The organism is Pedobacter sp. 22163 (assembly GCF_052045595.1).
Lineage (GTDB): Bacteria > Bacteroidota > Bacteroidia > Sphingobacteriales > Sphingobacteriaceae > Pedobacter.
This window is the reverse complement of record NZ_JBQEPM010000011.1, coordinates 169,058-190,406: the sequence shown is the minus strand read 5'-3', so window position 1 is coordinate 190,406 and position 21,349 is coordinate 169,058. Positions and strand designations below refer to the sequence as shown.

Here is a 21,349-nt window from a genome sequence, read left to right as displayed (position 1 = left end):
CGGTTTACAGCTTTATTTAGCAGCAGTAACAGTCGGTGGATATTGTGCCAATATTTCTTTTACCCCTGTATATAACCGTTGTTCTCTTTTGTTAAAGCTATCTAAGTTAAAACCAGATCCCTGTCCGTGCCAGAATAAAATCTTTTTAGCAGGATCCAAGAAATCGATAATGATTGTACCTTCAATATATTGGTTTACATAGGTTCCGCCGCCGCCCCAAAAAGGATTTCCCCAGCCGCCACGCCAGCCCCATCCCCAGCCACCATAGTAACCTGGGCCATAAACATCGGTTTTTTCTCGGGCAACTACTACCAGATTCACCAATAAATCAGGTCGGTCTGATTTCGTAAATCCTTTGGCGTTCATTTCAGATTCAACAGCGGCTATTAATCTGCGTTTATCCAGATTGTTAAGCTTAACCCTTGCTATGCCTTTATCGTAAAAATTGTAAGTTTTGTAACCGCTTAAATCAACATTTTTATCATAATCTGATGCGGTGCGGAGTGTTGTACATCCTGCTAATGCCAATACCACTGTAAAAAACATTAATAATTTTTGTGCTGTTCTCATTTTGTGCGTTGTTCTTTAAATAACCTGAATTAAATATAACGATTTTGGCAATCAAAAAGGAAAATCATTTATATTTTTTACAATCAGATTGTTATCTGTAAAACGATTTCTGTTTGATTATGTTTTGATCTTATATCACTCAGACTAAATATTTTACAATTGGATTAAATCATTAAATCAGTATATGGCGGGTATCCCGATAAGATCTGCTTTACAGCCTGGTGTCAGATAGAAATTTCTGACACCACAGGAAATACATATTAACATTATTTAACTTCCTCTTAATAAATTAACTTTGTAAAATGCTAAGAGACGAGATTAACAAAGCTTTTGAAGTATTAAAATCGGGCGGGGTGATCCTCTACCCTACCGATACGATCTGGGGATTAGGCTGCGATGCAAGCAATGCCGATGCCGTAGATAAACTATTGAAGATAAAAAACCGTCCTGCTGAAAAGAGCCTCATTGTGTTACTGGATGTAGACAGCAAACTGCAAAGTTATGTTGCCGAAATACCTGATGTCGCTTATGATTTAATTGAATATGCTGAAAATCCTTTAACTATTATTTTCTCTGGGGCAAAAAACTTAGCCCAAAACGTAATCAATGCCGACGGCAGTGTGGGAATCAGAATTGTTAAACACGATTTTTGCACACCATTAATCCAACGCTTTAGGAAACCTATAGTTTCTACCTCTGCAAATTTAAGCGGACAGCCTTCGCCAAAATTCTTTGATGATATAGCTCCTGAAATTATTGATGCTGTTGATTATGTGGTAGACTTTGAGCAGGAAAACCGGACCAACAGAAAACCATCAACCATTATGAAACTTTCTCCGGGTGGACAGTTTGAGTTTATTCGCAAGTAAACCCCAACCCCTAAAGGGGCTTTGAATCGTTGATAGTCTTTACCGACCAAATGTTTTGCTTAATTTTGAACAAATAAATTACCCTTATATATGCAGTCTGATTTAAACGAAGGGAACTCAAAGTCCCCTTCAGGGGATTTAGGGGTATACCTACAAAACCCTATATTTAAAACCTTATCCACAATTGCCGATAAGAACAATACCGAAGCATATGTAATCGGAGGCTTTGTGCGCGATTTATTTTTAGATCGCCCTTCAAAAGATATTGATGTTGTTGTTGTGGGCAGTGGAATAGAATATGCTGAAGCTGTTGGTAGAAAACTGAACACCAAAGTCGCTGTTTTTAAAAATTTTGGCACAGCAAATATTAAATATCAGGATTTAGAAGTCGAATTTGTAGGCGCCAGAAAAGAATCTTACCGTTCTGATTCACGTAAACCAATTGTTGAAGATGGTACCTTAGAAGATGACCAGCTGCGCAGAGATTTTACCATCAATGCTTTAGCGATCAATTTAAATGCAGATCATTTTGGTGAATTGTTAGATCCGTTTGACGGGATTAAAGATTTAGAAAATAAGCTCATCCGTACCCCACTCGACCCAGAAATTACTTTTTCTGACGATCCTTTGCGTATGATGAGGGCAATCCGCTTTGCTTCGCAGCTTAATTTCAACATCGATCCCGCTGCCCTAAATGCCATTAAAACGCAAAAACAGCGTATTACCATTGTATCAAAAGAGCGGATAACAGATGAGATGAATAAAATCATCCTCTCTAAAAAACCTTCTATAGGCTTTAAACATCTTTTTGATACAGGCTTATTACAGCTCATTTTCCCTCAAATGGCACAACTTTATGGAGTAGAGATTATTAAAGGAAAGGGACATAAAGACAATTTTTACCACACACTTGAAGTATTAGATAATATTTGCGCAGATACTGATGATTTATGGTTACGTTGGGCGGCTATTTTACACGATATTGCCAAGCCTGCTACTAAACGTTTTGAAGAAGGCCACGGCTGGACATTCCATGGGCATGAAGATAGAGGAGCCAGAATGGTTCCGAAAATATTTGCACAGCTAAAACTACCTTTAAACGAAAAGATGAAGTATGTGCAAAAATTGGTGCAGCTTCATTTACGCCCGATTGTTCTGGCGCAGGAAACCGTTACAGACTCAGCAGTTAGGCGATTACTTTTTGATGCAGGCGAAGAAATTGAAAGTTTAATGCTGCTTTGCAATGCTGATGTAACAACTAAAAACGAATATAAAAAAACAAAATACCGAAACAACTTTGAGCTGGTTAAACAAAAGCTTAAGGATGTAGAAGAACGCGATAAGATTAGAAACTGGCAACCTCCTATTTCAGGGAACGATATCATGGAAACTTTCGGTCTTGACGCTGGAAAAGAGGTTGGTATAATTAAAAATGCCATTCGCGAAGCCATATTAGAAGGCGAGATTACAAACGACTATCAAGAAGCATTTAATTTTATGCTAAATCAGGCAAAACAAATGGGATTAAATCCTGTTAATAAATAATTTAATTGCTAAAACACTACAATTAGGCTGTCTTTTATGCCGCCTGATATTTGTGGTAATTATAAATTAACTTTATTTTTACGGTTCCAAAACACTATAATGGCTATTTATAAATTTAGAATTACTTTCGAAGATTTTGATGATGTTGTGAGAGAGATCGACATTAAATCAAACCAAACATTTGAAGACCTGCATAAGGCTATTCACAGATCTACGGGTTATAATGCCGAAAAATCTTCCTCTTTTTACGTAAGCACCGATAATTGGTTAAAAGGCGATGAAATTGCCTATTTACCAAGTGAGCGTAAAAAAGACCGTGTAGTTTTAATGGAGAATTCTAAACTAAGTGGTTTTATTGAAGATCCACATCAAAAGTTTTACTATATCTACAATTTCGATCGCCCTTATGATTTTCATGTAGAGCTGGTAAAAATAATTTTAGATGCCGATCCAAATATCGAATATCCATTTTTAGCTAAAAGCAGTGGTGAGGCACCAAAAATAATGGAACAAAACAGTCCACAGGCCGTTGATCCAAGAGGTGCAGCAGCGGCGGCAAGCGAATTTGATTTCTTAAATGAAATGAACTTTGTACCAGAAGATACCGACGAATTGGAAGCCATGGGCGAAATGGGTATCAATGCCGAAGAGCGAGAGGAAGATGAAGAAAGCGAAGAAGACGAATTCGGCGACGAATTTTCTGATAGTGATAACTTCGAAGATGATAGCCACAAAGACGACTATTAATTCACCACATCGTCATGCTGCCGAGAACCTTCACATAAGCACTAAATGAACGAATTATTATCAATAAAAAGTCAGATGCATACATCTGACTTTTTCTTTTAAAATGTTATGCTTACTGCAGATCAAACTATTCAAAAATCGAAAACCTTGATTTCTATTGTTGGCCCTACCGCAATAGGAAAGACGGCTTTGGCAATACAATTGGCACAACATTTTGATACAGAAATTATTTCTGCCGATTCTCGTCAGTTTTTTAAGGAAATGGCCATAGGAACGGCAAAACCTGATGCAGGCGAGTTAGCAGCGGCAAAACATCACTTTATTGATTCACATTCGGTTTCACAACTGTTCAGCACAGGCGATTTTGAAATAGAAGGTCTAAATACCCTCGATGAAATTTTCAAAGGACACAATCTGGCCATTATGGTTGGGGGTTCGGGTTTATATGTTAATGCCTTAATTAATGGCTTGGATGAAATGCCAGATATTGATTTAGCCGTACGTGAAAGGCTGAATAAACAGTTTGAAGAAGAAGGATTACCCAGTATCCAAAAACAGCTGGCAACATTAGATCCTGAATATTTCGCGAAGGTTGACCAACAGAATCCGCAAAGAATGATCAGGGGTTTGGAAGTATTTTTATCAACCGGCCAAAAACTTTCATCAATGCTTTCCGCTACAAAAAAGGAAAGACCGTTTAACATTATCAAGATAGGTCTCAATACCGATCGTGCTATCCTTTACAACCGAATTAACCGAAGGGTTGACAAAATGATTGCTGATGGTTTAGTAGAAGAGGTAAGGTCGCTTATACCCTATAAAAAATATAATGCTTTAAACACGGTAGGCTACAGTGAGCTTTTCGATTATCTTGATGGAAAATTATCTCTTGATGACGCCGTTTCGGCAATTAAACAAAATACGCGTCGCTTTGCCAAGCGCCAACTCACCTGGTTTAGAAGAGATGAAGAGATCAATTGGTTTGAACCTATTGAAAAAGAAAAGATAATCCATCTCATCTATGATAAGCTAAAATAAAAAAAGGTCCCAACAGTGTTAGAACCTTTTAAAATATAAAAATCTTTTTGAATTAATTCGGGAATTTCACGCCTCTATATTGCGCAATATCAATGTTTGGCACAGTAGAACCGTATTTAGCATTAATGGCATCTATAAATACATTGGCAATTACTGCATTTCCACGCGGCGTTAAGTGAATACCATCTAAAGAAAATGCGCCGCCAGTAATAAATGAAGCGTTGATACCAACACCCTGAACATTAATACCAGTTTTAACCTGATTAAAATAAGCATAAGTATCTGCAATGGCTAAACCTTTGCTTGTGGCTAAAGATTTAATGCTGCTATTATAGCTATTTACATAATCTTTCACTTTAATTACTTCATCCTTATCCAATACCCACTTATTTTCGATCGGATTTAAAGGGTGCAAACCATAAGGAATGCCAGAACCATTTGGTTTTCCAAATATGCCTTCTGATTGGAATGGCAAACGGATTAAATCTTCAGCAGTTGCAGGCCTTACCGCACCTGTTCCTGTTTGAATATAAATTGCTGCCGCTGCAGGATTAATTGCTTTAGCAGCATTTAATAGAGCTGCTACGGTAACCGTATTAAAATAAGGAACAGCAGTTACATCTGGAATAGTACCAACTATACCTTTTTGGCCGCCAGCAGTTAATGCATTTAAAAAATTAGCATACAAAGAAGAGAAGGTAACCTTATCAGTTAAAGTGGTAGTTGGATCAGTAGATACCGTAACCGCTCCATTTAAAGCATAACCCAATACATCATTATTTCCAAGCCACAATGAAAAGAAAGTATGGTTTTTGGTTTGAACATATTGAAAATAAGTCGTATTACCCACTTGTGCATCGGTTAATAAACGTTCAAAAAATGGATTTGCGGCACTAAATGCTGGTGCAAAAGCCAAATCAACACGCATGCCAGGAATACCTAAGTTTTGGATTTCGCCATTGTATTTGTCTAAATGCTTGGCTGCATCTCTTATAGCCAGTTTATCAACCACAGGAGTTAAAGTTGGCGTACCATTAACCAGTGCTGTTAAAGAAACATAACCTGAGCCATTTGAATGTTCTTCACTAAAAAACGGAGAGGTAAATGCCCCACCACCTAGTGTAGCCATTTTCGCGGCAATTAAGTTTGGATAAGCAACTTTTTGTCCTTCCAAATATAAGCCACCATCGGCATATCCAGAAGTTAAGGAGTTACCTATGGCAATGTATTTACTAAAATTAGCTTGTCCGGCAGTTGTACCTGCAGGCGTTTCTATTTCGGGTTTACAAGCTGCTGCAAAAAGAATGATAGCAGCAACGAAACTATTTAATATATATCTTTTCATTTAAATTTCTCCTACCATTTATAAGTTAATGAAATACCTGGTGCATAAACCAAAGTTTTAAAGGTACCATCCAGGCCCGTTTCAATATTCTTTTGTTTACGCGATTTAACATCTTCAAAAAAGAACGATGCATTAACTTCGAAATGGCGGTTTGGCGTATAACCTAAACCTGCACTTAAAATGTATCGGTCAGCATCAGGAGCTTCGGGTGTTACGTATCCATCCTGTACTGGAGAAAAGGCATAACCAACACCTGCTCTCAGTGCTAATTTCTCTGAGGCCTGGTGGTTAATACCTAATTTAAACGAAGAACCATCACGATAATTGCGTGCTGATTTTGTATCAACGAGCGCAGGTGTATTGGTAGCATAATCAAAAGACAAATCCTGATAAATATGCCATTGTACCCAACTTGCATCAAAAGCTAAAACTGTACTTTTTGATAATGGAATACCTATACCTAAACTCGTGGTTGCTGGCAAAGGCAATTCGGCGTTAAAGGTATTTCCTGCTGGGAAAGATCCTTCTAATGACTTTGGAACTTCAAATTCTGCTGAACCACCATCAAGTTTTGTAATTACTTTCGATTTATGTACAAGTGCAAAAGAAATATTGCTTAATGTTTTGATATATAAACCCGCATTCCATCCATAACCTGTTCCGGTGCCATCTAAGGTTGCTTTTCCCGAACGACCGTCTGGAAAATTTACAGGAATGGCTCTTTGAAGATTTACATCGCCATGATTATAAACAAACCCTGCACCTATACCAATACGGTCGGTAATTTTTATACTTAATGTTGGTTGAAAATAGATTGCTTTTAAATTTAATGAGGTTAAAGCATACTTACCAGACCAATTATCGCCCCAATCTACTAAACCGCCAAAAGGCGTATACACACCTAAACCTAACTTCCATTTATTTGATTTCGGCCCCCACACCGCATAAAATTCGAAAGGAGGGGCAATTTTGTTCTTCACATCCTCTGTAACATTCGAACCCGTTTGTTTAAAAGCGGATTTAAATAATAATGGGTTTACACCTGCTGAAACTGAGTTTTTCTCTAAGAAAGTTACTGCACCGGGATTATAAAATACGGAAGCCTCATCTAAAGCCAATGCAGAACCTGCACCCGCCATACCAATTTGTTTCTGTCCTTGTAAATTAACCTGGAAACCCTGCCCCAAAACCCAAAGTGGGGCAGAAAGTAATGCGCTCAATAAAATTTTTTTCATCTATAAATGGTTATACACAAATATATACTATGCTAACATAGTAAACAAATATTTGTTTGTAAGATTTTGAATAGTCTTACGCTTGAGCGGTTGGCCCGCCAAAGCCCATAGGAAAAGGTGGTTCTTCTTGAGTTTTAATACGCCCATTTACGGCTTCGAATTTCTGAATATTATCTTCCAATGCTGATAATAAACGCTTTGCATGCTCTGGAGTTAAGATAATTCTTGATTTAACCTTTGCCTTCGGAATTCCCGGCATTACACGGATAAAATCTAATACGAACTCGGTATTTGAGTGGGTAATGATGGCTAAGTTAGAAAAAATTCCTTCCGCAATTTCTTCTGATAACTCTATGTTTAATTGATTCTCGTTTTGTTGTTCTTCCATAATAGCTCAAAAATAAAAAATTCCGCTGCTTAAGCGGAATTTAAAACATAATGTTTGAAATAAAATTAAATTTTATAGCGCTTTAAATTTATTTTTCTATAAAATCTAACTCCGCAATAGCTAACGATTTTTTATTACCTGCAATAACCATTGCTTTTACTTGTATATATTTTGCCGGAATTCACAATACACCAAGCAGATCATCAACCCCACAAAAAAAGCATTTGGCTTCATCTATTATTTGTTTAGCAACGGTTTTACGCGTTTTAAAATTTCATCAGCAGTAACCGTTGATAAAGATTTTAAGTTGAAATTTTCTAAAGCTTTATTCAATTCCTCAAGTGCTGCTGTATTCTTGTTTTTGGTATAAAGTGCCTGCAGCTGTTTAATTTTCTCGAAATCCTGTCCACCTTCAATCAATTTTTCAAACCTGACCGATGTTAATGGTCCAGGATAAACCTGATAAGTATCGCCAGCGGGCCAAGCTGTGAAACGCGTATCGGTTAAAGGATTTTTGGTCCAGCTGTTATAAGCCCAACGCAAATAACCATCCATATTTTTATTAGCGGTGTACCAACCCATCCATACCTGTTCTGCAGGCGAAGAGAAACTGAATGCATTTGGGTAAGGTTCGGTACAGCAAGTATACCAGGTGCTGGTTTTACCTTGCTCGTTACGTTTTTGTAACACATCAGCCGGAAATTCCCATTTTGAAGCAATGCAATAATTATCGATATCTTTTTCGATTTCCTGGTGGTATTCACCAGCTAAAGCGAGTTTCCATTTCGGATCAACACTTTTTAATAGTTTAATTACAGCCTGCATAGCTTTCATCGGGCGCTCATCCATAGCGATATATGTCTTCTCGAACCAGTTCTTAGCTTTTAAATGTTTGGTAAAATCGGTCAGCATGTTCTTCCAAAATGCATCGTAACCAGGAGTACCGATGGCTTCTGTAAAAACAGCTTCTTTCTGTGCACTTTCATCCCAATAGGTAAAAGCAATTTTCCACGGCACCATACTATAGCAATTTATGCGTTGATTTATGCCAGTGGTCATTACAAAAGCAATGTATCTATCAAATAGGCTATAATCGTAAAGCCAACTGCCATCTTTTTTCTTTATCCATTTGATTAAGCTTGGATAATCATCGTAGGTTTGATGCCCCCAGGGTTCGTTTACAATACTTGCTGTAATGGTTTTCTGTCCGGCATTGGCCAAAATTGTATAATATGGTTTCATTAATACAAAATGTTCGTCGCTCCATAATTTTACGTTATGCGCCCGGGCAATAGCAGCAGGATGCTGCCATAAATCTAAATCATATTTCCACTCACTTGGAGGTGGCAAAGTTTTATCGAGTACCTTGATTTTAATGGGCAAATTGTATTCCTTTTCCCCTTTAATTTTGACTGTTCCAGCGTAACTTCCAGCTTTTACATTAACAGGAACTTTTATACTTAACCAAACTGGTTGTGTATTTCTAGCATTAATGCCGATTGTATTAAGTTTGGTATCGATCAGGTCTGCTACATACGATGAATCAAAATCTGCAGCTTTATGGTAGCCACAGCCATCTCTAAACTCGTCGGTAATTACATATCTAATTATACCTGAAGTAACGTTTTCTTTTTTTATGCTATTGCCTTGTTGATCTTTGAGATCAGAAACCTGTATACTGATGTTGGTATGCTTAGCTTTTACCCAAAGCAACAGCTGGGTATGTACTTTTTCTCCTTTCCAGGCAGCAGTATTCCATGTATTTTGAATTGAAATGGCTGGAGGTATCTCTTTTGCAAACCTGAGGTTACTATTAGCAAAACTAACATTTAAACCTTCAGAGGCATTATTCCACTCCTTATTTATAGTTTCGCTATCTGGCAATTTTGCTTTTTGTAAAGCCAGACTAACATCCTGAGCTGCGCTAGTTAAACCCAAGCCCATGATTAATATCACAGATAAAAACTTCATAAACCTAAGTTAATCAAACCTAACAGAATAAGATTAAGTGATTAAGAAGGTGCCGCTACGCAAACGTTTGACGGACTGTAACAAAATAGATAGATTCTTTCATAAAACAAAAAAGCCCTCTGAATAAAAATTCAGAGGGCTTAAAATTACTATTAAAATCTAAGCTTCTACTTCTTCTTGTTTCGAAGCTAATAATTTATCGTATTCTTCTTGCGAACCAACGATGATTCTTTCATAACCACGTACACCAGTACCTGAAGGGATTAAGTGACCAACGATCACGTTTTCTTTCAAGCCTAACATATTATCGCGTTTACCTGCAATAGCTGCCTCATTTAATACTTTCGTAGTTTCCTGGAACGAAGCCGCAGAAATGAACGATTTAGTACCTAATGATGCACGTGTAATACCTTGTAAGATAGAACTTGCAGTTGCTGGTCTTGCATCTCTAACCGTGATCTGTTTTAAATCTTTACGTTTCAATTGAGAATTTTCGTCTCTTAATCTACGTAATGAAACAATCTGACCTGGTTTGAAATCTGTAGAGTCACCTGCATCTTCAACCACTTTCTTGTCGTACATCGCATCATTCTCGTCAGCAAAATCCCAACGGTCAACAGCATTGTTTTCTAAGAAAATAGTATCACCTGGATCTTCAATGTGAACTTTCTGCATCATCTGGTGAACAATTACCTCGAAGTGCTTATCGTTAATTTTCACACCTTGTAAACGGTAAACCTCTTGAATACCATTTACCAGGTATTCTTGAACCGCTGCAGGGCCTTTAATTGATAAGATATCGGCAGGAGAAATTGAACCATCTGATAAAGGCATACCTGCTTTTACAAAGTCGTTATCCTGAACAAGGATGTGTTTCGACAATGGAACCAGGTATTTTTTAACTTCACCATCTTTCGATTCGATTGTGATTTCACGGTTACCACGTTTAACGCCACCTAAAGTTACCACACCATCAATCTCAGTTACTACAGCTGGGTTAGATGGGTTACGCGCTTCAAATAATTCCGTTACACGAGGTAAACCACCTGTAATATCTCGGGTTTTACCAGTTGCACGAGGAATCTTAGCGATAATCTGACCAGTTTGGATAGTTTCACCTTCATCAACTGAAACGTGGGCACCTACCGGAATGTTATAACCTTTAATGAATTCACCTTTCTTATCAACGATCTGAACTGAAGGGTTTTTAGTTTTATCACGTGTATCGATAATTACTTTTTCACGGTGACCAGTTTGCTCATCTGATTCTTCACGGAAGGTTACACCTTCAATAATGGCATCAAATTGTGCTTTACCGGCAAATTCTGATAGAATAACCGCGTTGTACGGATCCCACGAACAGATTTTATCACCTTTAGAAAGTTTATCACCTTCTTTTACGAACAAGAATGCACCGTAAGGAATGTTGTTGGTTACAATGATACGTCCGGTTCCTGGCTCAACAATTTTGAACTCACCTGAACGGCCCAATACCACCTGAACTGTTCCTTCTTCTGTTTGTGTATCAACAGTACGGATATTTTCGAATTCGATTACACCATCAAATTTAGCTACGATGTTAGATTCTGCAGCAATGTTTGATGCAGTACCACCCACGTGGAAAGTACGAAGTGTTAACTGTGTACCCGGCTCACCGATTGACTGTGCTGCAATTACACCAACTGCCTCACCTCTTTGAACACGTTTACCAGATGCTAAGTTACGGCCATAACATAATGCACAAACACCACGTTTAGATTCGCAAGTTAATACTGAACGGATCTCGATACCTTCTAGTGGAGATTCTTCGATCAATTTAGCTACATCTTCGTTAATATCTTCTCCAGCACCTACCAATAAAGTGTTATCCAATGGATTGTACACATCATGTAGTGAAGTACGGCCTAAAATCCTGTCGTATAATGGCTCAACGATATCTTCCTGATCTTTTAAAGCGGTCGTATACATACCTCTTAAAGTACCACAATCGTTATCGTTAACAATCATATCCTGCGCCACATCATGTAAACGACGGGTTAAGTAACCCGCATCTGCCGTTTTTAACGCCGTATCTGCCAAACCTTTACGCGCACCGTGAGTAGAGATAAAGTACTCTAATACCGATAAACCTTCTTTAAAGTTTGATAAGATCGGGTTTTCGATGATATCGCCACCTGAACCTGATTTTTGAGGTTTAGCCATCAAACCACGCATTCCGCAAAGCTGACGAATCTGCTCTTTAGATCCACGTGCACCTGAATCAAGCATCATGTAAACCGAGTTAAAACCTTGGTTATCTGACGATAACTGAGTCATAACGAATGTAGTTAACCTGTTGTTGATACGGGTCCAGATATCGATAATCTGGTTGTAACGCTCGTTGTTGGTAATGAAACCCATGTTATAGTTGTTTCTTACCTCTTCAACTTCAGCTGCTGCCTGCTCTAATAAAGTATGTTTTTCTACCGGAATGTTTACGTCTTGTAAGTTGAACGATAAACCTCCCTGGAATGCCATACGGAATCCTAATTCTTTGATATCATCTAAGAATTGTGAAGCACGGGCCATACCAGTCATTTTTACTACTTCACCAATAATATCTCTTAAAGATTTTTTGGTTAATAATTCATTGATATAACCAACTTCTTCAGGAACCATTTGGTTGAACAATACTCTACCTACAGTAGTTTCAGTTAGTTTATTAACGATAGAACCATCGGCTTGTTTAACATTTACCCTTACTTTGATAAACGCATGCAAGTCTAATTCTTTCTCGTTATAAGCAATGATAACTTCTTCCGGAGAATAGAAATTCGAATCCTGTCCTTTTACAACTCTGGTTTCATCTGTTCTACGGCCTTTAGTAATATAATAAAGACCCAAAACCATATCCTGTGATGGTACTGTAATTGGCGTACCGTTTGCAGGGTTTAAGATGTTGTGTGCGGCCAACATTAATACTTGGGCTTCCAAAATTGCTGCATTACCCAAAGGTAAGTGGACAGCCATCTGGTCACCATCAAAATCGGCGTTGAATGCAGTACAAACTAACGGGTGTAACTGGATTGCTTTTCCTTCAATTAATTTTGGCTGGAAAGCCTGAATACCTAATCTGTGTAGCGTAGGTGCACGGTTTAATAACACCGGGTGACCTTTTAATACATTTTCTAAGATATCCCAAACTAATGGATCTTTTCTATCAACGATTTTCTTAGCAGATTTAACTGTTTTTACTACACCACGCTCAATCATCTTACGAATAATGAACGGTTTGTAAAGCTCAGCAGCCATATCTTTCGGAATACCGCACTCGTGTAATTTAAGGCTAGGCCCTACAACAATTACCGAACGAGCTGAATAATCCACACGTTTACCCAATAAATTCTGACGGAAACGACCTTGTTTACCTTTCAGGATATCTGAAAGTGATTTCAAAGCACGGTTACCTTCAGTTTTTACCGCGTTAACTTTACGTGAGTTATCGAATAACGAATCTACAGCTTCCTGCAACATACGTTTCTCGTTACGTAAAATTACCTCTGGCGCTTTAATCTCGATCAAACGTTTTAAACGGTTGTTACGGATAATTACACGGCGGTATAAATCATTTAAATCGGAAGTAGCGAAACGGCCACCTTCTAATGGCACTAACGGACGTAATTCTGGTGGAATAACCGGAACGATTTTAACAATCATCCACTCAGGGCGATTCTCGATACGTGTATTAGCTCCACGGAAAGCTTCAACAACCTGAAGACGTTTTAAAGCCTCATTTTTACGTTGCTGAGAAGTTTCGTTAGCTGCCTGGTGACGTAAATCATAAGATAAAGTATCTAAATCAATACGTTTTAATAAATCTTCTAATGCTTCAGCACCCATTTTGGCGATGAATTTATTAGGATCTTTATCGTCTAAGTATTGGTTTTCTTTAGGTAATTTATCTAAGATATCTAAATATTCTTCTTCCGTTAAGAAGTCCATATAGTTGATACCTTCTTCAGCCATTAAGCCTGATTGAATAACTACGTAACGCTCGTAATAGATAATTAAATCTAATTTTTTAGTAGGTAAACCTAATAAATAACCGATTTTGTTTGGTAAAGAGCGGAAGTACCAGATGTGTGCAACAGGAACCACTAAAGCAATGTGTCCCATACGCTCACGACGTACTTTTTTCTCCGTTACTTCAACACCACAACGATCGCAAACAATACCTTTATAACGGATACGTTTGTATTTACCGCAATGACATTCGTAATCTTTTACCGGACCAAAAATACGCTCACAGAACAAACCATCACGCTCAGGTTTGTAAGTACGGTAGTTAATGGTTTCTGGTTTCAACACCTCACCGCTTGAACGTTCCAAAATAATTTCTGGAGACGATAAGCTAATCGTGATTGATGTGAAATTGCTTTTTAATTTATTATCCTTTTTGTAAGACATATCTCTTTCTTTAATGATCGAAGGATTGAGTGATTGAATGATTGAATGACAGTTACCCATCATTCACTCATTCACTCATTCTTTCATTCAATTAGTCTAACGTAATATCTAAACCTAATCCGCGTAACTCATGTACCAATACGTTGAACGATTCTGGCACACCTGGTGTTGGTAGGTTCTCACCTTTAACAATGGCTTCGTAAGTTTTGGCTCTTCCGATTACATCATCCGATTTAACGGTTAAGATCTCCTGAAGAATATTAGCTGCACCGAATGCCTCTAATGCCCAAACCTCCATCTCACCAAAACGCTGACCACCGAACTGGGCTTTACCACCCAATGGTTGTTGTGTAATTAATGAGTATGGTCCGATTGAACGGGCGTGCATCTTATCATCAACCATGTGACCTAATTTCAACATGTAGATAATACCTACAGTTGTAGTCTGATCGAAACGCTCACCTGTTAAACCATTGTATAAGTAGGTTTTTCCTGAAGCAGGAACTCCTGCTTTAGCGATCCATTCTTCCACCTCATCGTGCGTAGCACCATCAAAAATCGGAGTTGCAAATTTAACGCCCAATTCTTTACCTGCCCACGCCAATACGGTTTCATAGATCTGACCAAGGTTCATACGTGAAGGTACACCCAGTGGGTTCAACACGATATCAACCGGACTACCATCAGCTAAGAAAGGCATATCTTCATCACGTACAATACGTGCAACAATACCTTTGTTACCGTGGCGACCCGCCATTTTATCACCTACTTTTAATTTACGTTTTTTAGCTACATAAACTTTTGCCATCTGTACGATTCCAGAAGGAAGCTCATCACCTACACTGATCGCAAATTTATCGCGTTTGTAAGCACCAAGTTCTTCGTTAACACGGATACCGTAATTGTGAAGCAACATTTTAATCATCTCGTTTTTATCATCATCAGTAGTCCATTTGTTAGGGCTAATGTGATTATAATCAAGCTCAGCTAAAATTTTCTGAGTAAATTTAGCGCCTTTAGCAACTAATAATTCTTTGTAAATGTTAAATACACCCTGAGATGTTTTTCCGTTTACGATAGTGAATAATTTGTCAACTAATTCTGCTTTTAATTTCTCAGTGATATTGTTATATCCTTTGTCTAATTTCTCAATTGCCGATTTTTCCTCAGCTTTTGTAGTTTTCTTAGCACGGCTGAATAATTTGGTATCAATTACCACACCTTGGATTGAAGGAGGAGTTTTTAAAGACGCATCTTTAACATCACCTGCTTTATCACCAAAAATTGCACGTAGTAATTTCTCTTCCGGTGAAGGATCTGATTCTCCTTTTGGCGTAATCTTACCAATTAAAATATCACCTTCTTTTACATCAGCACCAATACGGATAATACCATTTTCATCAAGGTCTTTAGTAGCCTCTTCAGAAACGTTCGGGATATCTGGTGTTAATTCCTCTTCTCCACGTTTAGTATCACGTACTTCTAATTCAAACTCTTCAATATGCAATGAAGTGAAAACGTCATCACGAACAATACGCTCGTTAATTACAATCGCATCCTCAAAGTTGAAACCTTGCCAAGGCATGAATGCCACTTTCAAGTTTCTACCCAATGCTAATTCACCATTCTCAGTTGCATAACCTTCGCAAAGTACTTGTCCTTTAGTAACTTTCTGACCTTTCTTAACGATTGGTTTTAAGTTGATACAAGTATTCTGGTTGGTTTTTTTGAATTTAATTAAACGGTAAGTTTTGCTATCACCTTCAAATGAAACTAAACGATCATCTTCGTTACGCTCATATTTAATGGTGATTTCGTTAGCATCAACATACTCTACAACACCGTCACCTTCTGCGTTGATCAAAGTTCTTGAGTCACGTGCAACGCGACCTTCTAAACCTGTACCTACAATTGGTGCTTCAGGACGTAACAATGGTACGGCCTGGCGTTGCATGTTCGATCCCATCAAAGCCCTGTTCGCATCATCATGTTCTAAGAACGGGATTAACGAAGCAGCGATTGAAGTAATCTGGTTTGGCGCAACGTCCATTAAGTCTAATTTCTCAGGCTCAATAATCGGGAAGTCACCCTCATAACGCGCTTTAACACGTGGTGTGGTAAAATTACCTTTATCATCATACTCTGCATTGGCCTGAGCGATGGTTTTACCATCTTCATCTTCTGCTGATAAATAAATAACGTCTGAATCTACAACTACTTTACCATCTTCAACACGTTTGTATGGTGTTTCAATGAAACCTAAATTATTGATTTTTGCATGCACACAAAGTGATGAAATCAAACCAATGTTTGGTCCCTCTGGTGTTTCAATAGTACATAAACGACCATAGTGCGTATAGTGAACGTCACGTACCTCGAAACCGGCACGCTCACGTGATAAACCACCTGGGCCTAAAGCCGATAAACGGCGTTTGTGTGTGATCTCTGCCAATGGATTCGTTTGATCCATGAACTGAGATAACTGGTTAGTACCAAAGAACGAGTTGATAACCGATGATAACGTACGGGCGTTAATCAAATCAGTTGGTGTAAACACCTCGTTATCGCGAATATTCATACGCTCACGGATTGTTCTGGCCATACGGGCTAAACCAACACCAAATTGTGCGTACAATTGCTCACCTACCGTACGTACACGACGGTTAGACAAGTGATCGATATCATCTACCTCTTCTTTTGAGTTGATCAATTTGATCAGGTATTTAACAATTGCAATAATATCTGCTTTTGTTAATACTTTAACCTCATCAGGGGTATTCATTTTTAATTTACGGTTAATGCGGTAACGACCAACATCTCCTAAATCGTAACGTTTATCTGAAAAGAATAAACGATCAATGATACCACGGGCTGTTTCCTCATCAGGTGGTTCTGCGTTACGCAAAGCACGATAGATGTTTTCTACAGCTTCTTTTTCTGAGTTTGATGTATCTTTCTGTAATGTATTATATATAATGGTATAATCAGCCTGACTTGCGCCATCTTCTTTAGACAAGATGATGCTTTTTACGCCAGCTTCGATAACCATATCAATGTGTTCGTCTTCTAAAACGGTTTCTCTTTCAAGAATCACTTCATTACGGTCGATAGAAACTACCTCACCTGTATCTTCATCTACAAAATCTTCAACCCATTTTTTCAATACCCTTGCTGCCAGTTTACGACCGATGTATTTCTTCAAACCAGATTTACTAACTTTTACTTCGTCAGCAAGATCAAAAAGTTCTAAGATATCTTTATCAGAATCGTAACCGATAGCACGTAATAAAGTGGTAACCGGGAATTTTTTCTTACGATCGATATAAGCATACATCACGTTATTAACGTCTGTAGCGAACTCGATCCATGAACCTTTGAAAGGAATTACACGTGCAGAATACAGTTTGGTTCCATTTGTGTGACGGCTTTGACCGAAGAACACTCCTGGAGAACGGTGTAATTGCGAAACGATAACACGTTCTGCACCGTTGATAACAAACGTACCTTTTGGTGTCATATACGGGATTGTACCTAAGTACACATCCTGGATAATGGTTTCAAAATCTTCATGTTCTACATCATTACAAGAAAGCTTCAGCTTTGCTTTTAATGGAACATTGTAGGTTAATCCACGCTCAATACACTCATGTATATCGTAACGTGGCGGATCAACAAAATAATCAAGAAACTCCAATACGAAGATATTTCTTGAATCTGTTATTGGAAAGTTTTCAGCAAACACTTTAAACAAACCTTCGCTAGAGCGATCGTCTGATGTGGTATCTATCTGGAAAAATTCTCTGAATGATTGCAATTGCACATCCAGAAAATCCGGATAGTCTATAATGTGCTTACTAGTTGCAAAATTTACTCTTTGTTCGACTGTCTTTGCCAATGGACTAAAAGATTTTAGTTTAAGAATAAACTATTTGTTTGGTTTCAGTTTCAAGCATTCTCATTAACCAAACAAAATGAGATGTTTATAAACAGGTAAAGACACCGACATTTTCAGTCGGTGTCTAATACATTTTTAGCTTAGCTAAGTTAAGTGATTACTTAATCTCAACTACTGCTCCAGCTTCTTCTAATTGTTTTTTAAGAGCTTCTGCTTCGTCTTTAGTAACACCAGCTTTTAATTCTTTTGGTGCTCCGTCAACTAAGTCTTTTGCTTCTTTCAAACCAAGGCCAGTTAAGTCTTTAACAAGTTTTACAACTGCTAATTTAGCGCCACCAGCTTCTTTTAAGATAACATCAAATGATGTTTTTTCTGCAGCAGCAGCAGGTGCATCACCACCAGCAGCAGGACCAGCAACTACAGCAGCAGCTGCAGGCTCGATACCATACTCGTCTTTTAAGATTTGAGCTAATTCGTTAACTTCTTTAACTGTTAAGTTTACTAATTGCTCAGCAAACGATTTTAAATCTGCCATTTTATTAAGATTTTAAAAATTTACGTAAAAATAATTTTGTTTAATTGCGAACTTAAGGTGTTCGTTAACCTTCTCTTTCTTGTAGAGTTTTAACAATTCCTGCAATTTTGCCTCCGCTTGATTTAAGCGCAGATATAACATTCTTAGCTGGTGATTGTAATAATCCAATGATATCGCCAATAAGCTCTTCTCTCGATTTTAAGCTTACCAAGTTATTCAATTGGTCATCGCCAACGTATACTGATGAATCTATATATGCTGCTTTAAGCACTGGTTTATCAGATGTTCTTCTCAAAGTTTTAATCAACTTCGCCGGAGCGTTTGCTGTTTTTGAGAATAACAAAGATGATGAACCTTTAAGGGCTTCGTATATCTCAGAAGCATCGCCATCTAAACCTTCAATCGCTTTGCGGATTAAAGAGTTTTTAGCAACTTTCATGATGATATCACCTTCGAAACATTTGCGGCGGATGTTGTTAATCTGCTCAACAGAAAGGCTAGAAGTATCAGCAATATAAAAATTGCCATACTCTTGCATTTGTCCTTGTAGTTCTAAAACTACTTCGTTTTTTTCTTCTCTGTTCATGATTAAATCCCCGCTACTGATTTTGTTTCAATTGCAATTCCAGGACTCATTGTAGAAGACACGTGAATGCTCTTAAAATAAGTTCCTTTAGCAGCAGATGGTTTTAATTTTGAAATTACCTGAATGATTTCAAGTGCATTCTCATAAATTTTATCTGCTGGGAATGATACTTTCCCTATTGAAGCGTGTATAATACCGCTTTTGTCTACTTTAAAATCAATCTTACCTGCTTTAACCTCTGTTACAGCTTTACCAACTTCGTTAGTTACTGTACCAGATTTTGGATTTGGCATTAAGTTCCTTGGACCTAAAACGCGGCCTAATTTACCTACTTTTGCCATACAAGCTGGTGTTGTGATAATAATGTCTACATCGGTCCAACCACCTTCAATTTTAGCCACATATTCGTCTAAACCTACGAAGTCTGCGCCAGCTGCTTTCGCTTCTTCTTCCTTATCAGGAGTTACTAGAGCTAAAACACGTACAGTTTTACCTGTACCGTGTGGTAAAGTAGCAATACCACGTACCATTTGATTCGCTTTACGCGGATCTACACCTAAAGATACATCAATATCAACTGATGCATCGAATTTAGTGGTAGTGATTTCTTTTACCAAAGCAGCAGCAGCCTGTAAAGTATAAGCTTTACCAGCTTCTATTTTAGCGTGTGCCTTTTTTTGATTTTTAGTTAATTTCGCCACTGTTGTAAACTGTTTTTTAATTAATTGTTCCAGGGTGCGTCACCAGAAACGGTGATTCCCATACTGCGTGCTGTACCAGCAACCATACTCATTGCAGATTCGATTGTAAATGCATTTAAATCAGGCATTTTATCTTCAGCAATAACTTTAATCTGGTCCCAGGTCACCGATCCAACTTTTTTACGGTTAGGCTCAGCAGAACCACTCTGTAATTTAGTAGCATCTTTTAACTGGATAGCTACAGGAGGGGTTTTGATGATGAAATCGAATGACTTATCAGCATAAACAGTAATTACAACTGGCAATACTTTACCTGCTTTATCTTGGGTACGAGCGTTGTACTGTTTGCAAAACTCCATAATGTTCACCCCTTTAGCACCTAATGCAGGCCCTACTGGTGGCGATGGATTTGCCGCTCCGCCTTTGATCTGTAATTTGATCATTGCACTGACTTCTTTTGCCATTTTGTGTTTTTTGTTTATTTAAAACTCAATGTTAAATATTGGAAGCATGTAACATTTAAATTCCTTTATGTTCCTATAAAACTAAAAGGACTGCAAAGATATGGATAATCTTGCAGTCCTACAATAGTTTGATAAAAATATATTTCAAGCGTAGTTAAACTCAATTTTACAACTTAAGCCTAACTGACTCAAATTAAAAGAAACTTAACACCGAAACTAATATCTAATTTATAGGGTCAAAAAAAATATTGATAAATGGCTCTAATAATATAACCCTATGTTTATTGCTTGTCTTGATTACTGGCCACAATGACGAGAAACTACTTAAAAACTCATTCAAATTAGAAATTTTATCATCATCTGGTCGCTTAAAAAGTATTGGTAGAACTAATATCTTACTTCTATAGTCAAAATCATCCAAATGCATTTTTTTAAAATCAGCTATTAAGTGCTCATTTACAACAATAATTTTGGTTTTATTTTTTGTCACACTATCTGAAAAGAAAATATCATCAACATTTCCTAAAGAATCAACGGAAAGACCAACCGAAAATAAAAATGCACTATTTTTGGGCTTATTAAATAGCGCCTCGCTCTTAATGTATTTATCCAATCTTTTCAAAATGGCGACTCTCATGTCTGCTTTTTGCCCAGAAGAGGTAATGACTATTGATGTCAATTCTTCTACTTTGGATTCTTGTGAGAGACATATATTTACAAAACTCAATAGGAAACTAATACTAATAATTATTCCTTTCATATTCGATTAATCAGAATAAGTACCGTGTCTCAAATTTGCAGCGGTGATCTTTCTATGTTTATCCATTAAATTTTGATTTTCTACACGTTCAGCTTCAGACAATTTCGTTTTATAAAATGGAGTATCTTATACTCCTCCTCAAGACAATGCCCAGGCGTCTCTATCACTAAGATTTGGAAATGCAACCTTTAGAGTCCCCATCATCAAAAACACATATTTATTTGCCATAGTTTGGTGCTTATTAGAAATGAGAT

At 37.6% G+C, this 21,349-nt stretch carries 16 protein-coding genes; 4 read left to right on the top strand and 12 right to left on the bottom strand.

All coding sequences use genetic code 11. From position 1 onward, the window contains the following. Positions 1–12: 12 nt before the first annotated feature. Positions 13–570 carry a DUF4136 domain-containing protein gene (locus ACTJKN_RS24300; protein ID WP_440828253.1) on the bottom strand — a complete coding sequence of 186 codons (558 nt, stop codon included), beginning with the start codon at positions 568–570 and terminating at the stop codon, positions 13–15. Between the two features lie 302 nt (positions 571–872). Between ACTJKN_RS24300 and ACTJKN_RS24295 the strand changes: the two genes are divergently transcribed. From ACTJKN_RS24295 to miaA, 4 genes are all read left to right on the top strand, one after another. Beyond that, a complete protein-coding gene (locus tag ACTJKN_RS24295; protein WP_230148222.1) occupies positions 873–1,439 on the top strand; it encodes an L-threonylcarbamoyladenylate synthase in 567 nt (188 codons plus the stop codon). A 90-nt stretch (positions 1,440–1,529) separates the two neighbouring features. After that, positions 1,530–2,984 (top strand): CCA tRNA nucleotidyltransferase, encoded by a 1,455-nt coding sequence (locus ACTJKN_RS24290; RefSeq protein ID WP_440828252.1) that lies wholly within the window; start codon positions 1,530–1,532, stop codon positions 2,982–2,984. Between the two features lie 99 nt (positions 2,985–3,083). Continuing rightward, complete coding sequence (locus ACTJKN_RS24285; protein ID WP_440828251.1) at positions 3,084–3,731, top strand: IS1096 element passenger TnpR family protein; 648 nt, start codon at positions 3,084–3,086, stop codon at positions 3,729–3,731. A 108-nt stretch (positions 3,732–3,839) separates the two neighbouring features. Next, positions 3,840–4,769 carry a tRNA (adenosine(37)-N6)-dimethylallyltransferase MiaA gene (miaA, locus tag ACTJKN_RS24280; protein ID WP_440828250.1) on the top strand — a complete coding sequence of 310 codons (930 nt, stop codon included), beginning with the start codon at positions 3,840–3,842 and terminating at the stop codon, positions 4,767–4,769. A 52-nt stretch (positions 4,770–4,821) separates the two neighbouring features. On the opposite strand, the gene ACTJKN_RS24275 is transcribed toward miaA, so the two are convergent. The 11 genes from ACTJKN_RS24275 to ACTJKN_RS24225 form a co-directional block, all read right to left on the bottom strand. Next, positions 4,822–6,114, bottom strand: coding sequence for an SGNH/GDSL hydrolase family protein (locus ACTJKN_RS24275; RefSeq protein WP_440828249.1), 1,293 nt, complete (start codon positions 6,112–6,114; stop codon positions 4,822–4,824). An 11-nt stretch (positions 6,115–6,125) separates the two neighbouring features. Continuing rightward, complete coding sequence (locus ACTJKN_RS24270; protein WP_440828248.1) at positions 6,126–7,349, bottom strand: OmpP1/FadL family transporter; 1,224 nt, start codon at positions 7,347–7,349, stop codon at positions 6,126–6,128. Between the two features lie 76 nt (positions 7,350–7,425). Next, on the bottom strand, positions 7,426–7,737 hold the full coding sequence (locus tag ACTJKN_RS24265) for a DUF3467 domain-containing protein (RefSeq protein ID WP_029279713.1): 312 nt from the start codon (positions 7,735–7,737) through the stop codon (positions 7,426–7,428). 237 nt (positions 7,738–7,974) lie between these two features. Beyond that, the gene (locus ACTJKN_RS24260) at positions 7,975–9,708 is read right to left on the bottom strand and encodes a glycoside hydrolase domain-containing protein (RefSeq protein ID WP_440828247.1); all 1,734 of its coding nucleotides are present in this window, start codon (positions 9,706–9,708) and stop codon (positions 7,975–7,977) included. Between the two features lie 159 nt (positions 9,709–9,867). After that, positions 9,868–14,154: a DNA-directed RNA polymerase subunit beta' gene (gene rpoC / locus ACTJKN_RS24255; protein ID WP_057932470.1), complete on the bottom strand. Its 4,287-nt coding sequence runs from the start codon at positions 14,152–14,154 to the stop codon at positions 9,868–9,870. A gap of 91 nt (positions 14,155–14,245) precedes the next feature. After that, positions 14,246–18,049: a DNA-directed RNA polymerase subunit beta gene (rpoB, locus tag ACTJKN_RS24250; protein ID WP_057932471.1), complete on the bottom strand. Its 3,804-nt coding sequence runs from the start codon at positions 18,047–18,049 to the stop codon at positions 14,246–14,248. Between the two features lie 157 nt (positions 18,050–18,206). Continuing rightward, the gene (gene rplL / locus ACTJKN_RS24245; RefSeq protein ID WP_029279312.1) at positions 18,207–18,584 is read right to left on the bottom strand and encodes a 50S ribosomal protein L7/L12; all 378 of its coding nucleotides are present in this window, start codon (positions 18,582–18,584) and stop codon (positions 18,207–18,209) included. A gap of 64 nt (positions 18,585–18,648) precedes the next feature. Then, a complete protein-coding gene (gene rplJ / locus ACTJKN_RS24240; RefSeq protein ID WP_057932472.1) occupies positions 18,649–19,170 on the bottom strand; it encodes a 50S ribosomal protein L10 in 522 nt (173 codons plus the stop codon). Positions 19,171–19,172: 2 nt separating this feature from the next. Next, entirely contained in the window at positions 19,173–19,871 is a 699-nt protein-coding gene (rplA, locus tag ACTJKN_RS24235) for a 50S ribosomal protein L1 (RefSeq protein WP_029279316.1), read from the bottom strand. A gap of 20 nt (positions 19,872–19,891) precedes the next feature. After that, entirely contained in the window at positions 19,892–20,335 is a 444-nt protein-coding gene (gene rplK, locus ACTJKN_RS24230; RefSeq protein ID WP_010601094.1) for a 50S ribosomal protein L11, read from the bottom strand. A 223-nt stretch (positions 20,336–20,558) separates the two neighbouring features. Beyond that, the gene (locus ACTJKN_RS24225; RefSeq protein ID WP_440828246.1) at positions 20,559–21,095 is read right to left on the bottom strand and encodes a hypothetical protein; all 537 of its coding nucleotides are present in this window, start codon (positions 21,093–21,095) and stop codon (positions 20,559–20,561) included. Positions 21,096–21,349 lie beyond the last annotated feature (254 nt).

Bases quoted from the DNA above. Each gene is read 5' to 3' on its own strand.
- miaA (WP_440828250.1), top strand. From the start codon at position 3,840: ATGCTTACTGCAGATCAAACTATTCAAAAATCGAAAACCTTGATTTCT.
- ACTJKN_RS24225 (WP_440828246.1), bottom strand. From the start codon at position 21,095: ATGAAAGGAATAATTATTAGTATTAGTTTCCTATTGAGTTTTGTAAAT.
- ACTJKN_RS24260 (WP_440828247.1), bottom strand. From the start codon at position 9,708: ATGAAGTTTTTATCTGTGATATTAATCATGGGCTTGGGTTTAACTAGC.
- ACTJKN_RS24300 (WP_440828253.1), bottom strand. From the start codon at position 570: ATGAGAACAGCACAAAAATTATTAATGTTTTTTACAGTGGTATTGGCA.
- ACTJKN_RS24275 (WP_440828249.1), bottom strand. From the start codon at position 6,114: ATGAAAAGATATATATTAAATAGTTTCGTTGCTGCTATCATTCTTTTT.
- ACTJKN_RS24270 (WP_440828248.1), bottom strand. From the start codon at position 7,349: ATGAAAAAAATTTTATTGAGCGCATTACTTTCTGCCCCACTTTGGGTT.
- rplJ (WP_057932472.1), bottom strand. From the start codon at position 19,170: ATGAACAGAGAAGAAAAAAACGAAGTAGTTTTAGAACTACAAGGACAA.
- ACTJKN_RS24265 (WP_029279713.1), bottom strand. From the start codon at position 7,737: ATGGAAGAACAACAAAACGAGAATCAATTAAACATAGAGTTATCAGAA.
- ACTJKN_RS24285 (WP_440828251.1), top strand. From the start codon at position 3,084: ATGGCTATTTATAAATTTAGAATTACTTTCGAAGATTTTGATGATGTT.
- rplL (WP_029279312.1), bottom strand. From the start codon at position 18,584: ATGGCAGATTTAAAATCGTTTGCTGAGCAATTAGTAAACTTAACAGTT.
- rplK (WP_010601094.1), bottom strand. From the start codon at position 20,335: ATGGCAAAAGAAGTCAGTGCAATGATCAAATTACAGATCAAAGGCGGA.
- ACTJKN_RS24295 (WP_230148222.1), top strand. From the start codon at position 873: ATGCTAAGAGACGAGATTAACAAAGCTTTTGAAGTATTAAAATCGGGC.
- ACTJKN_RS24290 (WP_440828252.1), top strand. From the start codon at position 1,530: ATGCAGTCTGATTTAAACGAAGGGAACTCAAAGTCCCCTTCAGGGGAT.
- rpoC (WP_057932470.1), bottom strand. From the start codon at position 14,154: ATGTCTTACAAAAAGGATAATAAATTAAAAAGCAATTTCACATCAATC.